At 42.3% G+C, this 20,359-nt stretch carries 32 protein-coding genes and 2 pseudogenes; 31 read left to right on the top strand and 3 right to left on the bottom strand.

Features of this window, described 5'->3' with window-relative positions:
* Positions 1-16 precede the first annotated feature (16 nt).
* Positions 17-991 carry a DUF1852 domain-containing protein gene (locus VIC_RS19515; RefSeq protein WP_006961963.1) on the bottom strand — a complete coding sequence of 325 codons (975 nt, stop codon included), beginning with the start codon at positions 989-991 and terminating at the stop codon, positions 17-19.
* Between the two features lie 326 nt (positions 992-1,317).
* Here VIC_RS19515 and VIC_RS19520 point away from each other — a divergent pair, with 326 nt between their 5' ends.
* The 5 genes from VIC_RS19520 to VIC_RS19540 all read left to right on the top strand — a co-directional run bounded on the left by VIC_RS19520 (position 1,318) and on the right by VIC_RS19540 (position 4,392).
* Positions 1,318-2,127 carry a sulfite exporter TauE/SafE family protein gene (locus VIC_RS19520; RefSeq protein WP_006961964.1) on the top strand — a complete coding sequence of 270 codons (810 nt, stop codon included), beginning with the start codon at positions 1,318-1,320 and terminating at the stop codon, positions 2,125-2,127.
* Between the two features lie 91 nt (positions 2,128-2,218).
* Positions 2,219-2,629, top strand: coding sequence for a GNAT family N-acetyltransferase (locus VIC_RS19525; protein WP_006961965.1), 411 nt, complete (start codon positions 2,219-2,221; stop codon positions 2,627-2,629).
* A gap of 110 nt (positions 2,630-2,739) precedes the next feature.
* On the top strand, positions 2,740-3,480 hold the full coding sequence (locus VIC_RS19530) for an SDR family NAD(P)-dependent oxidoreductase (RefSeq protein ID WP_006961966.1): 741 nt from the start codon (positions 2,740-2,742) through the stop codon (positions 3,478-3,480).
* 70 nt (positions 3,481-3,550) lie between these two features.
* The gene (locus VIC_RS19535) at positions 3,551-3,955 is read left to right on the top strand and encodes a DUF1801 domain-containing protein (RefSeq protein WP_029236151.1); all 405 of its coding nucleotides are present in this window, start codon (positions 3,551-3,553) and stop codon (positions 3,953-3,955) included.
* A gap of 101 nt (positions 3,956-4,056) precedes the next feature.
* A complete protein-coding gene (locus VIC_RS19540; protein WP_006961967.1) occupies positions 4,057-4,392 on the top strand; it encodes a zinc ribbon domain-containing protein YjdM in 336 nt (111 codons plus the stop codon).
* A gap of 64 nt (positions 4,393-4,456) precedes the next feature.
* On the opposite strand, the gene VIC_RS19545 is transcribed toward VIC_RS19540, so the two are convergent.
* The gene (locus VIC_RS19545) at positions 4,457-4,909 is read right to left on the bottom strand and encodes a YkgB family protein (protein ID WP_006961968.1); all 453 of its coding nucleotides are present in this window, start codon (positions 4,907-4,909) and stop codon (positions 4,457-4,459) included.
* A 187-nt stretch (positions 4,910-5,096) separates the two neighbouring features.
* Between VIC_RS19545 and VIC_RS19550 the strand changes: the two genes are divergently transcribed.
* From VIC_RS19550 to VIC_RS19585, 8 genes and pseudogenes are all read left to right on the top strand, one after another.
* A complete protein-coding gene (locus VIC_RS19550; protein ID WP_006961969.1) occupies positions 5,097-5,522 on the top strand; it encodes a hypothetical protein in 426 nt (141 codons plus the stop codon).
* A gap of 76 nt (positions 5,523-5,598) precedes the next feature.
* Complete coding sequence (locus VIC_RS19555; protein ID WP_006961970.1) at positions 5,599-6,024, top strand: GNAT family N-acetyltransferase; 426 nt, start codon at positions 5,599-5,601, stop codon at positions 6,022-6,024.
* Between the two features lie 253 nt (positions 6,025-6,277).
* Positions 6,278-7,039, top strand: coding sequence for a methyltransferase domain-containing protein (locus VIC_RS19560; RefSeq protein ID WP_006961971.1), 762 nt, complete (start codon positions 6,278-6,280; stop codon positions 7,037-7,039).
* 28 nt (positions 7,040-7,067) lie between these two features.
* Entirely contained in the window at positions 7,068-7,409 is a 342-nt protein-coding gene (locus VIC_RS26405; RefSeq protein WP_080555955.1) for a GFA family protein, read from the top strand.
* A 22-nt stretch (positions 7,410-7,431) separates the two neighbouring features.
* A complete protein-coding gene (locus VIC_RS19565) occupies positions 7,432-7,641 on the top strand; it encodes a hypothetical protein (RefSeq protein ID WP_021456455.1) in 210 nt (69 codons plus the stop codon).
* Between the two features lie 633 nt (positions 7,642-8,274).
* Positions 8,275-8,786: pseudogene (locus tag VIC_RS19575) on the top strand (lipocalin family protein).
* Between the two features lie 233 nt (positions 8,787-9,019).
* Positions 9,020-9,598 (top strand): pyridoxamine 5'-phosphate oxidase family protein, encoded by a 579-nt coding sequence (locus VIC_RS19580; RefSeq protein ID WP_006961975.1) that lies wholly within the window; start codon positions 9,020-9,022, stop codon positions 9,596-9,598.
* A gap of 59 nt (positions 9,599-9,657) precedes the next feature.
* Entirely contained in the window at positions 9,658-10,686 is a 1,029-nt protein-coding gene (locus VIC_RS19585) for a S66 family peptidase (protein ID WP_006961976.1), read from the top strand.
* Between the two features lie 54 nt (positions 10,687-10,740).
* Here VIC_RS19585 and VIC_RS19590 read toward each other — a convergent pair whose 3' ends face one another.
* Positions 10,741-11,262: a DUF2058 domain-containing protein gene (locus tag VIC_RS19590; RefSeq protein ID WP_006961977.1), complete on the bottom strand. Its 522-nt coding sequence runs from the start codon at positions 11,260-11,262 to the stop codon at positions 10,741-10,743.
* A 172-nt stretch (positions 11,263-11,434) separates the two neighbouring features.
* On the opposite strand from VIC_RS19590, the pseudogene VIC_RS19595 reads away from it, so the two are divergent.
* From VIC_RS19595 to VIC_RS19680, 18 genes and pseudogenes are all read left to right on the top strand, one after another.
* Positions 11,435-11,820 (top strand): annotated as a pseudogene (locus VIC_RS19595) (nuclear transport factor 2 family protein).
* 12 nt (positions 11,821-11,832) lie between these two features.
* Entirely contained in the window at positions 11,833-12,156 is a 324-nt protein-coding gene (locus tag VIC_RS19600; RefSeq protein WP_006961980.1) for a YqfO family protein, read from the top strand.
* A 43-nt stretch (positions 12,157-12,199) separates the two neighbouring features.
* On the top strand, positions 12,200-12,721 hold the full coding sequence (locus VIC_RS19605) for a GNAT family N-acetyltransferase (RefSeq protein ID WP_039952332.1): 522 nt from the start codon (positions 12,200-12,202) through the stop codon (positions 12,719-12,721).
* Complete coding sequence (locus tag VIC_RS19610; protein ID WP_039952335.1) at positions 12,721-13,215, top strand: GNAT family N-acetyltransferase; 495 nt, start codon at positions 12,721-12,723, stop codon at positions 13,213-13,215. The genes VIC_RS19605 and VIC_RS19610 overlap by 1 nt, the downstream gene beginning before the upstream one ends.
* 2 nt (positions 13,216-13,217) lie before the next feature.
* Positions 13,218-13,700, top strand: coding sequence for a GNAT family N-acetyltransferase (locus VIC_RS19615; protein ID WP_006961984.1), 483 nt, complete (start codon positions 13,218-13,220; stop codon positions 13,698-13,700).
* Positions 13,701-13,709: 9 nt separating this feature from the next.
* On the top strand, positions 13,710-14,186 hold the full coding sequence (locus VIC_RS19620; protein WP_006961985.1) for a GNAT family N-acetyltransferase: 477 nt from the start codon (positions 13,710-13,712) through the stop codon (positions 14,184-14,186).
* Positions 14,187-14,204: 18 nt separating this feature from the next.
* A complete protein-coding gene (locus VIC_RS19625; RefSeq protein WP_006961986.1) occupies positions 14,205-14,768 on the top strand; it encodes a DUF6817 domain-containing protein in 564 nt (187 codons plus the stop codon).
* Between the two features lie 23 nt (positions 14,769-14,791).
* Positions 14,792-15,193 carry a putative signal transducing protein gene (locus tag VIC_RS19630; RefSeq protein ID WP_006961987.1) on the top strand — a complete coding sequence of 134 codons (402 nt, stop codon included), beginning with the start codon at positions 14,792-14,794 and terminating at the stop codon, positions 15,191-15,193.
* Positions 15,194-15,217: 24 nt separating this feature from the next.
* The gene (locus VIC_RS19635) at positions 15,218-15,736 is read left to right on the top strand and encodes a flavodoxin family protein (RefSeq protein ID WP_006961988.1); all 519 of its coding nucleotides are present in this window, start codon (positions 15,218-15,220) and stop codon (positions 15,734-15,736) included.
* A 157-nt stretch (positions 15,737-15,893) separates the two neighbouring features.
* Positions 15,894-16,316, top strand: coding sequence for a DUF6232 family protein (locus VIC_RS19640; protein ID WP_006961989.1), 423 nt, complete (start codon positions 15,894-15,896; stop codon positions 16,314-16,316).
* Between the two features lie 72 nt (positions 16,317-16,388).
* Entirely contained in the window at positions 16,389-16,853 is a 465-nt protein-coding gene (locus tag VIC_RS19645) for a GNAT family N-acetyltransferase (protein WP_006961990.1), read from the top strand.
* A 9-nt stretch (positions 16,854-16,862) separates the two neighbouring features.
* On the top strand, positions 16,863-17,417 hold the full coding sequence (locus tag VIC_RS19650; RefSeq protein ID WP_039952337.1) for a GNAT family N-acetyltransferase: 555 nt from the start codon (positions 16,863-16,865) through the stop codon (positions 17,415-17,417).
* Positions 17,410-18,180, top strand: a complete 771-nt coding sequence (locus VIC_RS19655) for a nucleotidyltransferase domain-containing protein (protein ID WP_006961992.1) — start codon at positions 17,410-17,412, stop codon at positions 18,178-18,180. Before VIC_RS19650 ends, VIC_RS19655 begins: the two co-directional genes overlap by 8 nt.
* Before the next feature lies 1 nt (position 18,181).
* Positions 18,182-18,406 (top strand): hypothetical protein, encoded by a 225-nt coding sequence (locus VIC_RS19660; protein ID WP_039952340.1) that lies wholly within the window; start codon positions 18,182-18,184, stop codon positions 18,404-18,406.
* Positions 18,407-18,429: 23 nt separating this feature from the next.
* Positions 18,430-18,945, top strand: coding sequence for a GNAT family N-acetyltransferase (locus VIC_RS19665; protein WP_080555956.1), 516 nt, complete (start codon positions 18,430-18,432; stop codon positions 18,943-18,945).
* On the top strand, positions 18,945-19,460 hold the full coding sequence (locus VIC_RS19670; protein ID WP_039952342.1) for a GNAT family N-acetyltransferase: 516 nt from the start codon (positions 18,945-18,947) through the stop codon (positions 19,458-19,460). Before VIC_RS19665 ends, VIC_RS19670 begins: the two co-directional genes overlap by 1 nt.
* Positions 19,461-19,477: 17 nt before the next feature.
* Positions 19,478-19,927: a GNAT family N-acetyltransferase gene (locus tag VIC_RS19675; protein ID WP_006961995.1), complete on the top strand. Its 450-nt coding sequence runs from the start codon at positions 19,478-19,480 to the stop codon at positions 19,925-19,927.
* A gap of 44 nt (positions 19,928-19,971) precedes the next feature.
* Positions 19,972-20,346 (top strand): nuclear transport factor 2 family protein, encoded by a 375-nt coding sequence (locus tag VIC_RS19680; protein WP_006961996.1) that lies wholly within the window; start codon positions 19,972-19,974, stop codon positions 20,344-20,346.
* Positions 20,347-20,359 lie beyond the last annotated feature (13 nt).

The following is a 20,359-nucleotide window of genomic DNA, read 5'->3' on the forward strand; positions in this document are numbered from 1 at the left end:
TTGTTTTCGTTAGTTGTTAAGCGTAATTTGCGGACCACTGTTCAAGAACGGTCTGGTATGGTTTGATGAAGTGCTCTTCAGCAAACTTCCCTTGCTCAATAGCTAGGCGGCTACGCTCTTCGCGGTCATAAACAATTTGCGTTAATGAATGATCACTATTTTTCAAACTTGGCTGATAAGAGGTACCTGCTGCAGCGTTCGCGTTATAGATTTCCGGGCGATAGATTTTTTGGAACGTTTCCATCGTGCTGATCGTACTAATCAGCTCCAAGTTGGTGTAATCGTTGAGTAAATCGCCAAAGAAATAAAATGCGAAAGGTGCAACACTGTTTGGCGGCATAAAGTAACGAACTTGTAGCCCCATTTTCTGGAAATACTGCTCGGTGAGAGATGACTCATTCGGCTGGTACTCAAAACCTAATACCGGGTGTTGATTTTCAGTTCGGTGATACGTTTTGTTATCCGAAACACTCAAACAAATAACTGGTGGCTTTTTAAAGTTTTGCTTATATGTTTCTGAGCTGACGAAGTGCTTAAATAGTTTGCCGTGCAGTTCACCGAAATTGTCCGGAATACTAAATTGAGGTTTGTCTTTATTATGATCAAGTAGAAGTACACTGAAATCATAATCTCGTACATAAGACGAAAAATTATTTCCTACAATACCTTCAATGCGTTCATTGGTTTTACGGTCGACGATGTAGGTTTTTAGTACTTCAATCGAAGGGAAGCTCTCACCGCCAGCATCAATATCCATATCAACGGATACGATTTCCAGTTCTACAGAATAACGATCGCCGTTCGGGTTGTCCCAATGTGCTAATGCATTGAAATTGTTATCAATCATCTGTAGTGCATTGCGTAGGTTTTGTTGTCGACTTTCGCCTCTGGCTAGGTTGGCAAAATTGGTCGTAATACGCGTGCTGTCAGCAGGGCGATAGTTCTCATCGAGGCTAAGGCTCTTGATAGTAAATGTGAAGTCTGTATTCATGGTGATCTGTTATCCTATTTCCTAAGATGAAAGCTGAATCATTCCTTGCTCTTCTGGATTTCTTTTTGTTTTTGATAATCCCAGACCTGAGCCACCACTGCTTTTTCCATTTAACCTCAGAGATCTGAATAAAATGAGCTGTAGTTAAGAGCAGAGATTTATTTATAGCGTTGATCGACACATAAATAACAATGGATTTACTTCACTTTCAACATGAAGAGATTTCATGTTTCATTATTTATGAAAGAGATATATTAGTGTGCTTCATGGGAACATGAAGAATTTTTATAACACAATATTTCCAACAAAATGAAAAGGAGAAATGAGTGAGTGAGCTGGTGTTGTTGATCATATATTGCGCACTATTAGGCAGTGGTGTTGGTTTCTTAGCTGGGTTGTTGGGCATTGGCGGTGGGCTAGTCATTGTTCCGATACTCAGCATTATTTTGCTCCACTTTGGTGTGTTACCGAGTGAGCAAGTAGTGATTGCAGCGATTGCTACCTCATTGGCGTCTATTTTGTTTACTTCAACTTCTTCAGCCATTGCTCATCATAAAAACGGTAATGTGCCGTGGAATCTCGCACCATGGATAATGACAGGCGTTGCGCTAGGTGCATTGATTAGCGGTTTCATGGCGGCGTTGCTGCCCGAGCAAGTGGTTCGGGCTGTGTTTGCAGTCAGCGTTATTCTTATCGCACTGAAAATGATCTTCAGTAGCAAAAATGATTCAGAGAACGATCGAAAAATGCCAAGCAAACCTTTCCTCACTGTGCTGACAACGATTACTGGTGGGTTGTCGGCAATGATAGGCATTGGTGGCGGCGCACTTTTGGTTCCTTTACTAACGTTTTTCTCCGTTGATATGAAAAAAGCAATTGGATGTGCCTCTGCTTGTGGCATTGTGATCGCATTGTTTGGCTCCATTGGCTATATCAGTTCAGGTAGCGGTCACTATGCGTTATCCGATGGCTTTGCCGGATTTGTTTATTTACCTGCTTTACTAGGCATTGTGAGTACGTCTTGGTTTACAGCGCCTCTAGGTGCTAAGGCGACACACTCTTTACCAGTCCCTACGATTAAGAAGATCTTTGCAGCACTCTTACTGGTCATGGCTGCCAATATGGTGATCAATTAAGCCAGCACAATAGATTGGTATGGGTACTGTTTTTTTATACAGTGATTTGGTGTATGCTCCGTCAGATAGATGATGATAGGAGCAGAATTGAATGGAATATGTCGTTGTACAAAGTGTGCCTAGCCCTGAAGCCTATTGTGCTTTGCGTGTCACCGCGGGGTTGTCGCCTAAGTCTCTTGAAGCCGCCAAAATAGGGTTACCAAACTCACTTTATGGCGTTTCAGTTATGGATGGAGATAAGTTAATTGCGATGGGGCGCGTCGTGGGTGATGGAGGGTGTAATTTTGAAATTGTTGATATTGCAGTTGACCCTGATTACCAAGGCAAAGGACTTGGGAGAAAGGTTATGGAACACATAGATGGCTACCTATCTTCCGTAGCATTGGCTGGCTCATATGTATCAATGATTGCGGATGAGCCTGTTTTTTATGAAAAGCTGGGCTATCGTTTGGTTGCTCCAGCCAGTCAAGGTATGACGAAAAAATTTAAGCCCTCCATTTAATTTCGTATTAAAGTGAAAGGGTTAATGGTTACAGCCATGCACGGCATAAGTGAGTGGAACATGCTTTAGCGTCAGGCGAAAGGGTCGGGGTGATATGAAAGGAATCAGCAATGAAAACAGTCTTGATCACAGGTGGTAGCAAGGGTATCGGTTTGGAAGCGGTTAAATTGTACGCTTCAAAAGGAGAGCAGGTGATCACGTGTGCTCGGACTATGGAAACTTGGGACGACGTCATTGCGACGAATCCAGAGTTATCTAGTGTGGATTTTCAAGTGGTAGATATATCTGATCGTGATCAGGTTGAGGCACTGTTTGATTACCTGACTTCAGAGTATGGAAAGCTTGATATCGCGATCAATAATGCGTCTCCAAAACTAGAATCAAATGGCCAGTTTTCTGAGGTTGACTCTGATGAACTCTATAAAACCCTAGTTAATGATTTATGGTCGCATACTTTGTGTCTGAAGCACGAGTTATTGCTCATGTCTGAAGGCGCATCGATTGTTAATATCAGTTCCATCAATGGTATTCGCCCGACGCCTAATGCTTCAATGTACAGTGCGACAAAACATGGTTTGGAAGGTTTGACTCGTTCGGTTGCTCTGGAGGCGATTAAAGATGGAATAAGGGTTAATTCTGTTGCACCTGGCGTCACTTGGACACCAAGATGGGAAGAGCGTCAAGCGTCTGTTAACCCTAATATTCGCTCTGAAGTTGAGTCTGTAGTGCCTATTGGCCGCTTCGCTGAGCCTGCGGAAATTGTGAACGCGATTGAGTGGTTGTGCTCAGATCAAGCAAGTTATGTCGTCGGTCATACTTTAGTGGTCGATGGTGGCTTGTCTCAGAGTTAAGCGCGCAGATGCTTACTCTGAGGAATAAGTGATATCTAAGCTAGCCACTAATAGTCTTAAAAGGTGTGTGATGGAACCGTCAATGCAAGTGCATTTCAACCAATACCCAAATGAGGCGCGAACTAAGCTTTTGAATCTGAGAACGATGATTTTTCAGTTAGCTGAAGAATTGAGCTTAGGTGTGGTGAGTGAATCATTAAAATGGGGTGAACCGAGCTTCAGTGTTAAGTCGGGAAGCCCTGTCCGAATCGATTGGAAATCAAACACTCCGGATCAGTATTATTTGTTCTTTCATTGTCAGACTAAGCTGGTGGACACTTTTCGAGAACTCTATGGTGATGTATTGGATTTTCAAGGTAACAGGGCGATTGTCCTTGAGTTATCAAAGCCGTTACCTAAAAACGCTATCAGGCATTGTCTCATTATGAGCATGACGTACCACAAGATAAAACATCTACCTTTGCTGGGCGCATAAATGATTCCCCAAATCGCGTTCTAGTTTTTATATCTAATGGCTCGCACAGGGCTTTTAAGCGCAGTATCATATGGTAATCAATCTAAACAAGTAGTGAATATATGTCTTTCCCACCGTGTCCAAACTGTCAGTCTGAATATGTATACCAAGACCAGAGTCATCTGGTTTGCCCAGAGTGTGCGTATGAGTGGAATCCCGATGAAGCACTTGAAGCCGAAACCCCCAACGTTAAAGACGCTAACGGAACGCTGCTAGCAGAAGGGGATAAAGTGACTTTGGCAAAAGATCTTAAGGTTAAAGGTAGCTCCTTGATCTTAAAAATAGGCACGAAAGCTGTGATCAGAAGAATTGTTGACGGCAAAGACCATCAGTTGGATTGTAAAGTTGATGGTGCAGGTGAAATGATGGTAACGGCACAATTTGTTAAGAAAGCTTAATGGTGCCAATTAACTTGAGTGTTCTTACTACAAGGGCTCTCTGTATATGCGAGCCCTTGCTCGTTTATGCTTGAACTAAAGGTTTGTTACGTTCGATGACGCTAATTGAAATTGCCAAAAACAGGATATCTTTCACTAAAAAGAAATTGGTCACGAGAATGCCATCGGATACTTTCCAAGTATTTGGCGTCGTTAGAAGAAAGCTGAGTGTCGCCACAAAAATGACAGCGGCTGCTATTCCGGAAACATACGCGATTTTTGCATTTTTGAAGCCAGCAATCAGGCCAATAGCCACGATGATCTCGGTGGCACCGATAAGATTCGAAACCGCTTGTACAGAGATGATGTCATAAAGCCAACTCATCGCTGGATGGTTGACCACCAAAGGCTCAATCAACTTAGCTTCTGTCGGGGTAAACTTGTAAATACCAATCCAAGCCAACACTAATGCGACGCCAATAACGCCAAGATTGTAACCAATATGACTTTGTTTTAATTCTTTATTTTCTACATGCATGATAGGACTCCAAAATAACAATGCGTGGATATGACCGAGCATCTGTAGAGAAAATTTCGCCGAAGTGGAACTCACCCGTTTTTAATTCAGATTAGGTTCATCAACAATCCGTTACTTTATTGTTGTTTGCAGTCGAGTATCACTGTTTTAAGATCCCCCTGTAACTGAAGATTTTTGAAGGTAAGACATGAAGAAAACGCTGATAGTAATAATGATGCTGGGTGCTTTAGCCGGATGTGATGATGCAACTAAAGCTATCGATCAGGCGCAAGAGGCTGCGAATAAAGCAGTGGACAACATTCAGCAGCAAGTCGAGTCTTTCGACTTAGAGCAGTTCAATCTGGATCAATTTGGTGACGCAACAGAGTCAGCAAAGGCAATGGCGGCGTCTGTCGAAGAAGCATTGACGGTCGACTTCAGCAACCCAGAAGCGTTGGTTGAAGCGAAAGAACATATTGCGAATGCATACAGCTGTTTAGTTGAAGCATCATCGGAGTCTACAGCCTCCGAGCTGATGGATAAATTGCTGTCGTCAGTCAATAGCGAAGATGCTGTATCCTTGATTGAAAAAGGCATAGAGCAAGCGAAAACAGCTCAACAATGTGTGATGTAACAAATAAACTGAGTAGGCGCGGTTAGGAAACTGTGCCTACTCTTTGTATATATGCCATGGGGATTGGAGAGAATGTTTGGTAGACCCTATCTTAATTGAACCGTATCAAGACGCGTTTCTTCCGGCACTTCGAAACCTTTATCTTAAATCACGAAAAGCCAGTTTTATTTGGTTAGATACAGCTGGCTATGATTTGTCAGACTTTGACAGCGATGTTGAAGGAGAGCAAATCTGGGTCGCAATCATTGGAGAAGACATCGCAGGTTTTATTTCAATCTGGGAACCAGAAAACTTTATTCACCACCTCTACGTTTCACCAGAGCATATCCGAAAAGGTGTCGGCTACCATCTACTACAACTGGCTAAAGCCCGTTACTCTACACTCAGCCTAAAATGCATGTCACACAATGAGCCTGCGCTGCAATTTTATCAGTCTCAAGGGTTTACCCGTCATTCAAAAGCCGAAGATTCTCTTGGGGAATACTACCTACTTACTTTGTAGTAATTGCGGGACAACTCTATGATTTCTTATTAAGTTAAGCCTTTTCGAAAATACGAATTTACCTATTTGCTCAAATAGATAACTTGAGACTCAAGCCAACAATTCAATATAACTATTTGTAGATAAGTGTTTAGTTGCATGTGAGTATTTAGTAAGGGCATACACGCGGAATGCTAAAAAAGATCTGAGTTTTTAAACCTCATGATACGGTCAGATGTTTAACATATAAAATCGATGGATATTAAGTGAAAAAATGGACGATTTTTATCTTACAGAAAAATGGCTAGCTTCCTATATTGAAGCCTCATGGATAGACAAGTGTTTAGACACAAAAGTTAACAGGCCTAAAAGTCAAAATGTACCTACACAATTCATTCATTCGAATTACAGTGTTCAGGCTGCACAAGCCATCGCCAAACAATTATCGGAGCATCATATAAAGCCAGAAAGCCTACTGGAAGTTGGGCCTGCGTGCGGAAGAGCAAATTACGAGCTTGTTTCATCATGTGAAGAGTTAAAGCGAGTCTATGTTGTAGAGCCTTCTCGTCGTTTACTTGATGCTTTTACGGAGATCCTGCTCACGCCAGGGGTTAGTCGATTTAGGGCGTTTGAGGGTGAAGATGTTGACTTGGAGCTTGATACAAACTCTTTATCCAATAAGTATTTACCACTGGTTGTTGAAACCTTTAACACCCCAGCTTCTGATGAGTTAACTATCCCTCAATGTGATTTAGTGGTCTGCCTAAATGTGCTTGACCAATGTGAATCCCCCAAACAAGTGGTGGACTATTTGATGTCGCGAGTCTCTATTGGCGGTGTGCTGGCTCTGTCATGTACTTATCAATGGAGTGATAAACATCTAAAAGTGCCTTCGGGACGCATTAATGACATTAATGAGTACTTCGACCGAACGTGGCAAAAGCTCGATGATCAAGAATTTGAATACCGTTTTAGAGTCAATGAACGTTACTCAATGTTATTTTTGTCGCATACCGTCATTTATCAACGGTTATAAACGTAATGGATAGGAAAGGGCCTGTACCATGGAAGTAAGTTGTCATTGTGGGAATCTGAAGTTAGTCGCTAAGAGCACCCCATTGGAAGTGGGAGAGTGTAATTGCTCAATCTGCCGTCGCTATGCTGCACTGTGGGCTTACTATTCGCCTTCTGAGGTAACCGTTACATGGTCTGAAGATCCTTCTCTTTACTATATTTGGGGAGATAAATGTGTGGAGTTTCATCGTTGTAACCTTTGCGGATGTATGACCCACTATGTGACAACGCCAAAGTGTGATGAGCAGGTTACTGCTATCAATATGCGTATGGCGGAAAGTGTTATACTCAAGGACATTCCTATAAGAAAAATAGACGGCTCTTCTTATTAAAGTCATGTAAAAAGGAAGTGAGATGGAATTTTCAATTAAACGGCTTAAAACATCCCTAGGGACTTTTCGATTGAAAGGTAAGCTTATTGATACCCATAGTGACCAAGAAATAAGCTTTGCTGAAGCTGAATTTATGGGTACTGACGGCTGGGTTGAGATAAATACAGAATCCGAAGGAGGAATGGCTATTTTGAATCAAATAAAACCTGAAGTTATAGAACACTTGATTTAGTTTAAGGTCAGTTAAAAGCAGTTATATGACCGAAACTAATCATATTCGGACGTGTTTAATATAGCTATGGGAAATGTTATATTTTAGTGTCTTTTAAAACTGAATGAGTCGTATCAGTGGAAAGTAGCCAATACATCAAACACCCTCACTTCTGCCAAAAATGTCAATCACTTACTCCTCATATCCAAGTAGAAAAACGAATAAATCTGATTCCAAATTTGAGCAAAAGCAATCGTTGTTCGGAAGTTGTATCGAATTCCTGATAGCCTTTGTTGTTAAAGATGGTGAGCACACCAACAGTTTTTTTATCGATCAAGAAGATCAGTTTCAGTGTGAGAAATGTGGGGCCAAATCCTGGCACTAAAATAGGTGTCGCTTGAGTGGATTGTCAATAACATAAGGCAGTTTACATGGCTGAAAGATTGGCCACCTCTTTAAGTGCATGTTTCGCTGCATGGTAAGGCTTTTTTGTTCAGCAAATATCTAAGTCGATTCGAACCGCTGCAGAGGTTGTTGGATAAAAAATTGGAAAAGGATAATTTTATTTTGATTGAACTTCTTGCTGTTAAACTCGGTATATTACTAGAGTTAACAAATAGTTGAATCAAACGTTTCGGGTAGTATGGAGACATCATGAAAAGAATTCTTTTTTTGTTTACGGTACTTTTTATCAGCGGTTGCTTAGGAATGCCGAGTGAGGTTAAACCCGTGCAGGATTTTGACATCGACAGGTATACGGGTAAATGGTACGAAATTGCAAGGCTCGACCACTCATTGAAAGAGGCCTGAGTAAGGTAACCGCAGAATACAGTCTTAAGGACGACGGCGGTGTCAAAGTCATTAACCAAGGCTTTTCCGAAGAACTCAATGAGTGGAAAGAGGCGGAAGGTAATGCATATTTCGTTCGAAGCTCAGATCAAGGCTACTTGAAAGTATCATTCTTCGGTCCATTTTATGGTTCATATGTGGTTTTCGAACTTGAAAAAGAAAACTACGATTATGCGTTCGTTTCTGGTCCTGATAATGATTACTTGTGGCTATTAGCGCGTTCAAGCTCTGTAGAGCAAGAGGTTATCGATAAATTTATTTCGATGTCTAAAGCGAGAGGGTTTGATACGAACCGTCTTATTTTTGTTGAGCATTAGACATGGTTGGACAATGAAATAAAGGGCTTTCCATCTGCCAATTAGGAGCCCCTTTTGGTTATCTAATTGGCCTTCGTGGCAAATTGTCGCCAATCTCGTGAATCAAAGAAAAGTAGGTACACACTGTTTAAATTGAGTCGCTTTGACGCGCCTCAACACATAACTACTTGTTTCTTATATTTAACCGCATTAATGTATTTTACGTGTAGCATATGGAATGAGAGTTGAGCAAGATGGGAAAACAGTTTTCAGAGTTATCGGATAAACACATCGCGTTTATTGAGCAACAAAAACTCTATTTTGTCGGTACTGCAGCGGATAGCGGTAGTGTGAACTTGTCGCCAAAAGGTGGGGATTCACTTAGAGTCATCAGCCCAACTCAAATCGCTTGGCTCAACCTCACTGGTAGCGGTAATGAGTCGGCCGCACATGTGTTGAATAACCCACGCATGACCCTCATGTTCTGTGCATTTGAAGGCGCCCCATTAATTTTAAGAGCCTACGGACAGGCGAGTGTGCTGCATAACAAAGATGCGGAATGGAAAAAGTACGTCAGCTTGTTCCCCGAAAGCGTGGCTGCCCGTCAGATATTTATCCTTGATATCAACATGGTTCAATCTTCGTGCGGTATGTCTGTACCATATTTTAGTTACGAAGGGGACAGAAAAGATTTGGCAAAATGGTCCGAAAAGCAGGGGACTGAGGGGATTGAAAAGTATTGGCTGAAGAAAAACCAAAAGAGCATCGACGGTTTTGAATCGGAGATTGCAAGTCGCTCAGGTTTGAGTGAAGTCTCTGATGATTCTTTTTAGTTTAATCAATTTTCTTATATCTAATGGCAAGACAAACGAATAATAAAAATAGGAATACTATGAAATACCCAGAGCCTCTACAGAAAGGGGATAAGATCGCCGTTACCGCTTTTTCTTCGGGCGTTCCTTCAGGGTGTCACCAACGTTTAGACCTCGTCTTGGAACACCTTCGAAGCCTTGGATTTAATGTAATCGAAGGCCACTGCCTAAGAGAAAACGAAAAGCATGTGAGTGCGACTCCATCAATGAGAGCAGAAGAGTTGATGAAGTTCTTGTGCGATGACTCCATTTCGGCGGTTGCTCCACCTTGGGGTGGTGAATTTGCGATGGACCTTCTGCCTTTACTCGATTTTGAAAAATTGAAGCAGGTTAAGCCAAAGTGGGTATTTGGCTTTTCTGACGTGAGTACTATCAGCTCAGTGCTTACCACGCAATTAGGTTGGTCGACTTTACATAGCTCCAATTTGATGGAGTTAAACCCACTTGAGAAGGACGAGCTCACCGCAAACACCTTAAATGTTATGACAGCCAAAGCTGGGGCTGAAATAACGCAGTTCTCTTCTGATCTTTATCAGGTTTCTGGTGAGTCTTTCGAAACTCATCCGAACTGTTGCTTAGTTAAAACAGAGAGAACTCAGTGGAAAGCGGTGGGTGATGTTGAAGAGTTGAGCTTTAGTGGACGTCTGATAGGAGGCTGCTTTGATACTATGGCCCACCTGATTGGGACAGAGTATCTCGATCTTGAGCGCTTTAAACAATGCTATCCAAATGACGGTTTGATTCTGTATTTAGAGAATGCAGAGATGCCACCGACAGTGTTAAAGCGCGCTTTGCAAGGGTTAAAATACCAAGGTGTCTTTGAACAGATTAGTGGACTGTTATTTGGAAGAAATGCGGTTTTAGATAATTGTGGAAAAGCAATAACGTCTAGTGAAGCTTTCCTTTCTGTGGCCAATGACTTAAAGGTGCCTGTTCTATATGACGTGGATATAGGCCATCTACCGCCTAACTTGGCACTCTTTAACGGCGCGCATGCAGAAGTTCATTTTAAGGATGGCAAAGGGAAAGTAATACAAACCCTGCGATAGATAGCTCGAATAACACTAGTAAAAAGCCACTCGGTTACCGAGTGGCTTTTTTCTTTACCACATCAGATCGTCTGGGACTACATAGTCTGCATATGGGTCGTCTTCGGCTGGCACGTCTGATTCTGGCTCTTTGAGCTCAATGATGACTTGGTCATCACGCTGTGCAATTTTGTTTGCGACAACCCCGGGGATCACCGCATAGCCATCTTCATGACGGGCGATAGCAAGAATACCTTTGATAAGTTGTTCGCGGATAATCGATTCAACGTAAAGGGATTTGACGAGCGTTCCATCGGTGAAGTTATATTTAATATCACCATCTTTCTGATCGATTTTGTTCATCTCGATCAACTGTTTGATTTGCGACTGAATTTCTTTGTTCAGACGCTGCTCATTTTGTTGGTTGCTTAGCTCTTTATCACGCTCTTGCTGTTGACGTTTTTGTTCTTCGACCGCGGCTTTTACTTCACGAGCTTGTACGCGTGATTTTTTTGAACCTTTTTTGGCCTTCTTTAGCTTCTTTTCATTCACTAAACCAGCTTTCAGCATTTGTTCTTGCAGAGTAAGTTTTGCCATGGGGTATCCGTGTTGATAAATGTTTTGCGTATTTTATAGGGACGGGGCCTGTAAATAAAGGTATGTGAAGAATGTGCGTTAAGTTTTCTTTATCAATTGACGTGTTTCATATGGCAGTCGGGAGTGATATCTTCAGGCTATTGAAAGGCATGCAATGACAGGTACTACACGGATGAAATTCCTCATTGAACAAGAAGTCTTGCTTCAACAATATGAAACCCGTCAGAACGAACATGAGGTTATGCGTTTACTTCACCCTGATTTCGTGAAGTGGGTCGCTCAGGCAGAAGCTTTGATCTGCAGTCTATATTAGAGCTGATGGAGAACGAGGAGCCTTCAACAGGCAAGATACATTCACAATCATTTGAATGTATTGCGCTTGAACCTTCTGTTCAATTGCTGCTGTATAAATCGGCTTGGGTTGATTCTAAGGGAAGCGCAAGCTTGTATACCAAACGTTCGTCAATTTGGGTGTTTACGGGTGAAAAATGGCAGTTGAAGTACCATCAAGGCACGCCTTGTGAGCCGTTTAGGATTGAAGTGGAATCCATGATTTAAAAGAATGACAAGATGTATAAATTAGAAATCTTTTGCCAACCTGCCCAAAAGGCACAAGTTCTTAGCACATTGCATGAATCTGGTGTCGATAAGATTGGTGATTACGACCACTGTTGGGCCTTTGGAGCCATGACGGGCTCTCATCGTGCACTGGAGGGTGCTAAACCTGTGTTCGGCGATAAAGGTTTAGTAGAGAATTATGACTTGCTTAAGATAGAGATCAATGTTGATAAAGCTCAGGTGAAGCCTATTGTCGAACAGCTTAAGCTTTGCCTGGGGTGGGAAGAACCTCTCGTGAATGTGCTCAAACTACACAATGCTGAATTTGATCTTTGATTGAGCCGAGTGCTCGAATCAAATATGTCAGGGTAAAGGGAATATGTTGTATACGGAACGCTTGATATTGAAGCATGTTGAAGAGGCAGATGTTGATGTCTACAGGCAAGTACTAAGTTCAGATAGTTTAACAAAGTTCCTGCCAAAGGGAGCGGCTTATTCAGAACCAGAAATTCTGCAGCATCACGCCAACAGAGTAGAGCACTGGAGGCAGTATGGTTTTGGTTCCTACGTTATTTGTTGCATAGAAAACCCAACTCGAAAGATGGGGTACGCAGGCGTTGAAGTGTGTGAAAACCCAGAATTCAGTGATATCCGATACGCGCTACTGCCAGAGTATCAGGGGAAAGGTTATGTAATGGAAGCATCCGAGGCGTTGATACGAGAAACCTTTAAACTCGGTAAGCATGAGAAAATATATGGTGTATCTTTGGAAGCGAACAAACCTTCGGTCACCATTTTGAACAAACTTGGAATGCAGCGAGAGGATGGTATCAACCTGTATGGAGAATGCGATGGTTTGGTGACTTTCTCGATTGATGCAAAGTCTATGGAGATTCAGTAATGAAGATTAGAACTGCACTTCACAGTGATATTCGGTCAATCACGGATATCTTCAACTATTACATTGCCAATACCAATGCTCGCTTCGAAGAAAGACCTTTTACATTGGAAAACCGTTTAAATTGGTTTGAACAATTTTCCCAAAACACTAGGCACCAGTTATTGGTAGCCGAGCATCAGGGAAACATTGTTGGATTTGCCTGTTCGCAACCATACCGACCATCTGAGGCGTTTGCAGATACGGTAGAAGTGACGATATATCTTTCATCTGACGTAAAAGGAAAAGGTACCGGCTCTGCTTTATATCAAGCACTTATGGAGGAGTTAAAGCTGCAGGGTGTTCATCGTGCGCTATCTGGTATTGCTTTACCAAACGAGGCCTCAATTGCTTTGCATAAGAAGTTTGGGTTCCGAGAAGTGGGTGTTTTTGATTCCTATGCAAAGAAAAACGGAAGCTATATCAGCTCCGTTTGGTTGGAAAAATTATTCGGATAATTATGATTTCTATAGAAAAGTACAGTGCTGAAAAAGCACACCTTATACATGCGTTAAGCGTTACTCCTGAACAAGCTCAGTTTACCGTTGATAACATTGGCGAAATGATCCCCGAACTGAAAGAAAGTGAACATCCCTACGTGATTATGAAAGGCGATCAACCCGTGGGCTTTTTTCTTCTTGATATAGGGTACGCTGAGAAATTCAGTTTCTGCCCAGAAGACGGTATTGGAATCAGAGCATTGTTGATCGATCGTAATCTACAGGGGCAAGGTATTGCACGTGATGCACTTAAATTGCTTCCCCAGTATGTTGGTGAAGTTTATCCACAAGTCAATTCGCTTTATCTCACAGTAAACTGTCGAAACGAGCCCGCCTATCGATGTTATTTAAGTAGTGGTTTCACTGATACGGATGAGTTGTATTTAGGTGGTCCTGTTGGCCCTCAACATATCATGATGACATCAGTTTGTGGTCGAGGTTAAAAGATAAGTATGGTTAAGCTAAGAGAAATGCGAACGGAAGAGTTTGCGGATTTTTATCACTATTCTGCCGAGGCCTATGCAAAGGACATTGCCGAGAATCAAGGCCACGCTGCTGAGAAATCTCTTGAACTCGCTCATCAGGCTTTGAAGCGTTGTTTTCCCGATGGTGTTGAGTCGAAGGGGCAGTCACTGATGTGTATCGATGCTGAAGAAGATGGTGAATCAATATTAGCAGGTTACTTGTGGCATTGCGTTAATCAAAAAGAAGGGTCGACATTTATCTACGACTTTTACGTTATGGAAGCCTTTCGAGGGCAAGGTTTGGGTAGTAAGGCTATCGAGCTTTTGGAAGCGAAAATGAAAGATGTCGATATTAAACAGATTAAATTGCGCGTTGCCTTCAACAATGAGCGGGCTCGGAAGCTATATGAAGAGTTGGGATTTGTGGTCACTGGTTACAACATGTCTAAGGTCATTACTGGTTAAACCAAAAAGAAATCAATTATGAATACACACTTTGAACGCTTGGAATCTCTAGGAGCGGGTGACTTTCAGCACTTAAACGGTTCGCTTGAATCCCACTTGGTTGGAACAGAGTCCTTGCTGGCAAAATGGCATGCGAGTGATACGGTCAGGAGCGCTGGCCTCTTCCATGCAGCATACGGAACCGCTGGATTTGATGAGAGCATGGTCTCACTGGAAATGCGAAGTGAAATCGCAGCGGTTATTGGTCGAGAAGCAGAAGATCTGGTTTATCTCTATTGCTCTTGCGACAGAGACTATGTGTTTCCTCAGTTTGATTCTAAACCGTTCATCCAGTTTCGTGACCGATTTACGGGCTCGGTATTCGAGATGACGGAAGAGCAGTTACACCAGTTTTGTGAGTTGACCGTTGCCAATGAACTTGAGTTGGTGTTAGCAAGCGAAGAGTTTAAGTTGAAATATGGCCAAGAGCTATGGAACCTATTTGAAGGTATGGCGGTCTATTTGAGTGAAAGTGCCAGAGCAGAGTACGAGTTGGCGTTAGCTGACTGTGATACGTCCGAAAAAATGGCATGCGAAGAGTGATGGTTTAGCACAAGAGAGGTTGTATGGTAGTTGTAGCTCGTTTTTCTTTCCCTCATGAAGCTCATATTGCGAAAGCGAGCTTGGAAGCCGCTGGAATTGAAAGCAATATTGCTGACGAACATACCGTTAACACCCAGTGGCTCTATTCAAATGCTATTGGCGGAGTTCGTTTAATGGTTCAGGAAGAAGATGCCGAGCAAGCGACCATTATCCTTAATACCGACTATTCTGATGCTTTATGTTCTGAAGAAAGTTCCACTTCACAAGATCATTGCCCTCAATGTGGTAGCCTAAAACTAGAGCCGTTTACCAAAGGTAAGCGACCCGCTTTTTTAGTCTTTATTCTTTTAGGCTTTCCGCTGTTTTTCTATAAACACGGTTATAAATGTAGCGATTGTGGACATTTCACCGAAAAAACGGCCTAGCTTACTAAACTAGAGGGAATTCTAATGAAGGTAGCAGTGGTCTTGGGTACGTCAAAAACAGATGGTAATACGCGTCACTTAGTGAATAAATTTGTTGAGATGACAAATGCTACGGTGTTTGATTTAGCGGATTACCAACTCTCTTATTATGACTATCTACACGAAAATCGCAGCGATGATTTTATTCCTTTGATTCGCATGCTTACCACCTATGATCACATTGTGTTCGCTTCGCCTGTCTATTGGTATTCCATGTCGGCACAACTGAAAGTGTTCTTCGATCGCTTGTCAGATCTGTTGACCATAGAAAAGCAACTTGGACGCCAGCTGAAAGGTAAGGAAATATCTGTTATCTCGACTGGCTACAATCATGAATTACCAGATTGTTTTATTGAACCTTTTAAGCTTACTGCTCGCTACATGCAGCTTGAGTTTAGAGGCTTTGCTTATCTTCCTGTTAGCGAAGAAGAAGATCTTGGGCGAGCTCGTGCCATTGCTGAATGGTTTAGTGAGAGTATTTGTCGAGAGCCCTCTAAGGTTTGATATAGCTAACTCTTTGTAACATAGGGCTTATTTTTAGCAGGCTCGCACAATTGTTCTTGCCTTTTGTATTTTCTTGATTTATAAATCCCACTGTATCCATAAGTAACTCCATGTATATCGTAGTTTTTGTACATTTTTCATAACATGGAGAAAAGTGATGAGTAAAATCACTCATAGTAACAAGCTAGTGGATTTGTTTCGTTTTCGCAGAACGGTAAGCGAGCAAGACTTCATGCTTACTTCTAACGAGTTAGTGGTAAAGTCTGACGCTTATAAGTTGAGCAAAATCAAACGTTTTGAAGTTCGTCGATTAGGTATCAAAGAAAACATTGTTCGAGTGTTATCTTTGGCATTGGTGTTGTCTGCAGCTACATGGGCATTTGTTCCTCAGTTTGGACTGTATACTTTAGCGTTAACCCTCGTTATGGCCTTTGTTACGTGGCGCAAGTATGAATTGCGTGCGGAGTTTAAAGGAACTGATGAAACGGGTGATCACTGGGTGTCGATTGTTCGTGGCTGTGATAAAGAAGAATACCAAATTTTAAAACAGGTTGAAGAAAAGCTACAGGCTGCTATTTAAAGGTAAAGCTCGCTAATGATTAGCGAGCTTTTTTTATGTTATAACAAAGACCTGCAATCTAAGGGGAGTGTTATGATCACTATTCGTCAATATCAGCCAGAAGATGCTAATGCGCTTTGGGAAGTGTTTTTCCATACAGTCCGAAATGTAAATCGCCAGCATTACAGTCAGGATCAGGTTGAAGCGTGGGCGCCAGAAGGATGGGACATAGAAAGGTGGAAAAACAAAATGTGCCAAATTAACCCTTACATCGCTGAAATGAACGGTCAAGTCGCGGGGTATACCGATTTGCAAGATTCCGGATTAGTTGATCATTTCTTTTGTCATCACGCTTTCCAGGGGAAGGGCGTTGGTCGGGCGCTTATGGAGCATGTGCTAAAGGTTGCGAACGACAAGGGTATCAGCCGCCTCTACTCGGAGGTGAGCATTACTGCTCGTCCTTTCTATGAGCTGATGGGGTTTAAAGTAGTGAAAGAACAACAGGTTGAGATGCGTGGTCAGGTACTGACAAATTTTGTTATGGAAAAGCACCTTTAGGGAAAGCAATTGTTTAGGCTAGAAACACCAAGACTTGTTATTAGAGACATGTCGCTAGAAGATGAAGCCGCGTTTGTGGCGATATCTCAAGACGTAAAGTATCAACGTTTCTATGACGAAGCGGACAGCAAAGCAGAAAAATACCGTCAATTGACAAAATTGTTTATTCAACAGGCTGCCGAAATACCAAGAAGGAGTTACCAGCTTGCAATAGAGCATAAACAGCAAGGCATCTTTATTGGTACGGTATGCTTGAGATTGGAAGATGAACATAATGCGTCGATGGGATGTGGAATAGCACGTTCATTTCAGGGAAGCGGTTTGATTTATGAAGCTGCGACGGCTTTGGCAAATTATGGGTTTCGTGAGCTTAATATGCATCGGATATACGCCGAAACGATTAAGGAGAACCGCGCGGCTCTTAAGCTTTGCTCTGACTTGGGTATGCGCAGAGAAGCGGTGTTCAAAGAGAACAGATATTTTAAAGGGCGCTGGTGGGACACGGTAGTTATGGCAATATTACAACAAGAGTGGCGTGACAAACTTGATGAAACCAATGAATAACGGGTTGGACGAGCAAGGTTACATTCTTAATCATTGTTCAGTCGCCTATATTCAGCCCGCGTTTAGGCAGTCAGTTGACCGTGTGGTTAGCTGTTTACGTGACACTTTTTCAGGCAGAATTCATAGCCTTTATCTATATGGGAGTGTTGCTAGGGGAACTGCGGTTGAGTTTGAGTCAGATTTAGACTTATCTATTGTTTTCACTAAGCCTTTAGATCTTGAAACCGAACGAAAACTTGAGGTCACCAAATCAGAATTAGAGCAAGAGTTAACTATTTTCAGCAAGATAGACTTCGATCCTGGCCACCTAGAAGCAATCCTTTCTCCAAATGAAATTTATCACTGGCAGTTTTGGTTAAAGCATTGCTGCTGTTGTGTGTCAGGTGACGACTTGTCCCAGAAATTCAATCGGTTACAACCAAACCGGAAAATCGGTTTTGCTCTCAACGGTGATCTCTCGTCATTTATAACCCAAGCATGTGATGAGCTTAATGAGTCTAACCATAAGTATATGGGTAAAATGTTGGCTAAGAAGATCCTTCGTAGCGCTTACACCTTGATCGCAGAAAAGGACAACAGTTGGCACGTGGAGATAAAGTGGTGTGCAAAAGCCGTATTACACCATTCTCCAAAGGAATCACAGAGTGTTGAACTTGCGCTACGCATGATTGAAGGTCAACCCTATGGTATTGAGGATATTCAGCAATTGGCAAACGGGTGGGGTAGACGAGTCGCTTACCAGTTTGAAGTTGAGGAGTATTAATATGGGGTCTGACCTAGGTTTTTCCTTTGAAGAGAATCGGGCTGAACTGAGGATTTTACGTAATGGTAAGATTGTTACCATATTGCGTGGAAAGCAGGCATCTGAATTCGTTTCGAAGGTCAGTACTCTCTCAAATCATGACCAACAGCAACTGATGGCGAGAGTCACTGGCAATTACAAACGGGGCAACGAAAGGCTAGCTAAAAAGCACCATAAACACAGATGAGTTTAATAGTAAGTGAGGTTCCGGTGGAAACATATCACACAAACAGATTAACCATAAAGCAGTTTAAAGATGACGATCGCGATGCTCATTTTCTATCTGAAATTCAAGCAACACTGACAGAAAAGGTTGTTGAGAATTTACCTCCGTACTTTCACCAAGTCAGGTCTAATGAATCAGCAGAGATCTGGTTAAGCAAAATGAATGACGAGAGCGTACTTTATGTAGTGAGAGCTAACGATGGCTCATTAGCTGGGTTTGTATTCGTCTATCAAGACAGCGGTAGTGCGCATATCGGCTATTTGCTGGCAGAAGAGTACTGGGGGCAAGGGTTGGCTAGTGAGCTGCTTGCTGGGTTTATCGACTCTATTGCGAGCAAAAGTGGCTGGAGAGAGCTCGTCGCTGGTGTTGATGAGTCAAACATTGCATCGTTGAAACTTTTAGAAAAGCTTGGCTTTGTAAAACAGTCCATGAATGAACAACGAGTTGTTTTCTATCAATATGGTCTAAAAAATAATTCTGAGAGTGAGGGACAGAATTGATGAGATTAATCCCCCCTTCATTGCAGTTCAAAGAGGCATTTTCTCGATTCTACCAAGATTTCAAACAAAATGATCCTGAGAACGCAGATTACTATGAGGAAGGTGAGAATGATATTGAACGCTATGTCAGTCAGCTTTCCAACGAATCTTTGGGTATCGATTTAAAACCGGGTTACGTCCCTTGTAGCCATTTCTGGTTGATTGATGAAAATCAGAATATTCGCGGAGTCATTCGTATTCGTCATCATATTGAAAATGAATTTCTTTCTTCTGAAGCTGGCCATATCGGGTATGACATCGCCCCCAACTTCCGAGGCCAAGGTAACGGTAAGATGATGCTGAAGTTAGCATTGGCGGAAGCTCGTAAACTAGGGATATTCAAAGCACTTGTGACTGCAGATGATGATAATTGGCCATCCCGAAAAGTGATTGAAGCGAATGGTGGTCAATTAGAAAACATTGTTATGGGTAAAGTGTTTCCCAACCTTTTGGCAAGATATTGGATACAGCTATAGAGAGTGAAAAACCAGTCATGGAATACAAACAGATAGCGCCTGAGCAAGTGCCATTACCGCTATTACTCGAAGCGGACCCAAGCGAAGAGAACATTCAGTCGTATCTAAGCAAATCTCAATGTTTTGTTGCCGAGGATGATGAGGGAAAGTTTATTGGTGTCATGGTTATGCTGCCACGCAGCCAATCGCTGGTGGAGTTAATGAATGCTTCTGTTTTGCCAACTTTCCACGGGAGAGGAATAGGCAGCCACTTGCTCGAGTTTGTTCTCAGAGAACTTAAGTCTTCAGGTGTAAAACGTGTTGAGTTAGGAACAGGATGTTTTGGCTATCAACTCAAGTTTTATCAACGCCTCGGTTTCCGCGTGGATTCGGTATTGAAAGATCATTTTCTCATCCACTACCCAGAGCCGATTTTTGAAGATGGTATCCAACATAAGGATATGTTGAGGCTCTATCTCGAACTCTAATCTTCTGATATCACCAACGCACTTTGTTTTAATGGAGTAAAAAAATGAATGCAAAAGAAGTCGTGAACGCTTTTTGGCAAGCGATGCAAAGTAATGATTTTTACAAGGCCAGCGAATGGTTAAGCGAAGATTTTGAAGGCGTATGGCCCCAATCGAAAGAAAAGATTATTGGACGAGATAACTTCGCCGCGCTCAACACGAATTATCCAGGTCACGGTATCTGGACTTTTGATATTCACTCGATAGTTTGCGAAGGTGAGACGGTCGTTACTGACGTGTCGATAACAGATGGTACTCAGAGCGCCAGAGCCATCACATTTCATACTGTGGTAAACGGGCTCATTGCAAAACAACTCGAGTTTTGGCCTGACAATTATCCAGCACCAGAGTGGCGCTCTCAATGGGTGGAGGCTTTGTAACCTAGATTACGAG

The organism is Vibrio coralliilyticus ATCC BAA-450 (genome assembly GCF_000176135.1).
Classification (GTDB): Bacteria; Pseudomonadota; Gammaproteobacteria; order Enterobacterales; family Vibrionaceae; genus Vibrio; species Vibrio coralliilyticus.

Coding starts and splice junctions, on each gene's coding strand:
- VIC_RS19515 (WP_006961963.1), bottom strand. CDS start 991: ATGAATACAGACTTCACATTTACTATCAAGAGCCTTAGCCTCGATGAG.
- VIC_RS19525 (WP_006961965.1), top strand. CDS start 2,219: ATGGAATATGTCGTTGTACAAAGTGTGCCTAGCCCTGAAGCCTATTGT.
- VIC_RS19530 (WP_006961966.1), top strand. CDS start 2,740: ATGAAAACAGTCTTGATCACAGGTGGTAGCAAGGGTATCGGTTTGGAA.
- VIC_RS19535 (WP_029236151.1), top strand. CDS start 3,551: ATGGAACCGTCAATGCAAGTGCATTTCAACCAATACCCAAATGAGGCG.
- VIC_RS19540 (WP_006961967.1), top strand. CDS start 4,057: ATGTCTTTCCCACCGTGTCCAAACTGTCAGTCTGAATATGTATACCAA.
- VIC_RS19545 (WP_006961968.1), bottom strand. CDS start 4,909: ATGCATGTAGAAAATAAAGAATTAAAACAAAGTCATATTGGTTACAAT.
- VIC_RS19550 (WP_006961969.1), top strand. CDS start 5,097: ATGAAGAAAACGCTGATAGTAATAATGATGCTGGGTGCTTTAGCCGGA.
- VIC_RS19560 (WP_006961971.1), top strand. CDS start 6,278: ATGGACGATTTTTATCTTACAGAAAAATGGCTAGCTTCCTATATTGAA.
- VIC_RS26405 (WP_080555955.1), top strand. CDS start 7,068: ATGGAAGTAAGTTGTCATTGTGGGAATCTGAAGTTAGTCGCTAAGAGC.
- VIC_RS19565 (WP_021456455.1), top strand. CDS start 7,432: ATGGAATTTTCAATTAAACGGCTTAAAACATCCCTAGGGACTTTTCGA.
- VIC_RS19580 (WP_006961975.1), top strand. CDS start 9,020: ATGGGAAAACAGTTTTCAGAGTTATCGGATAAACACATCGCGTTTATT.
- VIC_RS19585 (WP_006961976.1), top strand. CDS start 9,658: ATGAAATACCCAGAGCCTCTACAGAAAGGGGATAAGATCGCCGTTACC.
- VIC_RS19590 (WP_006961977.1), bottom strand. CDS start 11,262: ATGGCAAAACTTACTCTGCAAGAACAAATGCTGAAAGCTGGTTTAGTG.
- VIC_RS19600 (WP_006961980.1), top strand. CDS start 11,833: ATGTATAAATTAGAAATCTTTTGCCAACCTGCCCAAAAGGCACAAGTT.
- VIC_RS19605 (WP_039952332.1), top strand. CDS start 12,200: ATGTTGTATACGGAACGCTTGATATTGAAGCATGTTGAAGAGGCAGAT.
- VIC_RS19610 (WP_039952335.1), top strand. CDS start 12,721: ATGAAGATTAGAACTGCACTTCACAGTGATATTCGGTCAATCACGGAT.
- VIC_RS19615 (WP_006961984.1), top strand. CDS start 13,218: ATGATTTCTATAGAAAAGTACAGTGCTGAAAAAGCACACCTTATACAT.
- VIC_RS19620 (WP_006961985.1), top strand. CDS start 13,710: ATGGTTAAGCTAAGAGAAATGCGAACGGAAGAGTTTGCGGATTTTTAT.
- VIC_RS19625 (WP_006961986.1), top strand. CDS start 14,205: ATGAATACACACTTTGAACGCTTGGAATCTCTAGGAGCGGGTGACTTT.
- VIC_RS19630 (WP_006961987.1), top strand. CDS start 14,792: ATGGTAGTTGTAGCTCGTTTTTCTTTCCCTCATGAAGCTCATATTGCG.
- VIC_RS19635 (WP_006961988.1), top strand. CDS start 15,218: ATGAAGGTAGCAGTGGTCTTGGGTACGTCAAAAACAGATGGTAATACG.
- VIC_RS19640 (WP_006961989.1), top strand. CDS start 15,894: ATGAGTAAAATCACTCATAGTAACAAGCTAGTGGATTTGTTTCGTTTT.
- VIC_RS19645 (WP_006961990.1), top strand. CDS start 16,389: ATGATCACTATTCGTCAATATCAGCCAGAAGATGCTAATGCGCTTTGG.
- VIC_RS19655 (WP_006961992.1), top strand. CDS start 17,410: ATGAATAACGGGTTGGACGAGCAAGGTTACATTCTTAATCATTGTTCA.
- VIC_RS19660 (WP_039952340.1), top strand. CDS start 18,182: ATGGGGTCTGACCTAGGTTTTTCCTTTGAAGAGAATCGGGCTGAACTG.
- VIC_RS19670 (WP_039952342.1), top strand. CDS start 18,945: ATGAGATTAATCCCCCCTTCATTGCAGTTCAAAGAGGCATTTTCTCGA.
- VIC_RS19675 (WP_006961995.1), top strand. CDS start 19,478: ATGGAATACAAACAGATAGCGCCTGAGCAAGTGCCATTACCGCTATTA.
- VIC_RS19680 (WP_006961996.1), top strand. CDS start 19,972: ATGAATGCAAAAGAAGTCGTGAACGCTTTTTGGCAAGCGATGCAAAGT.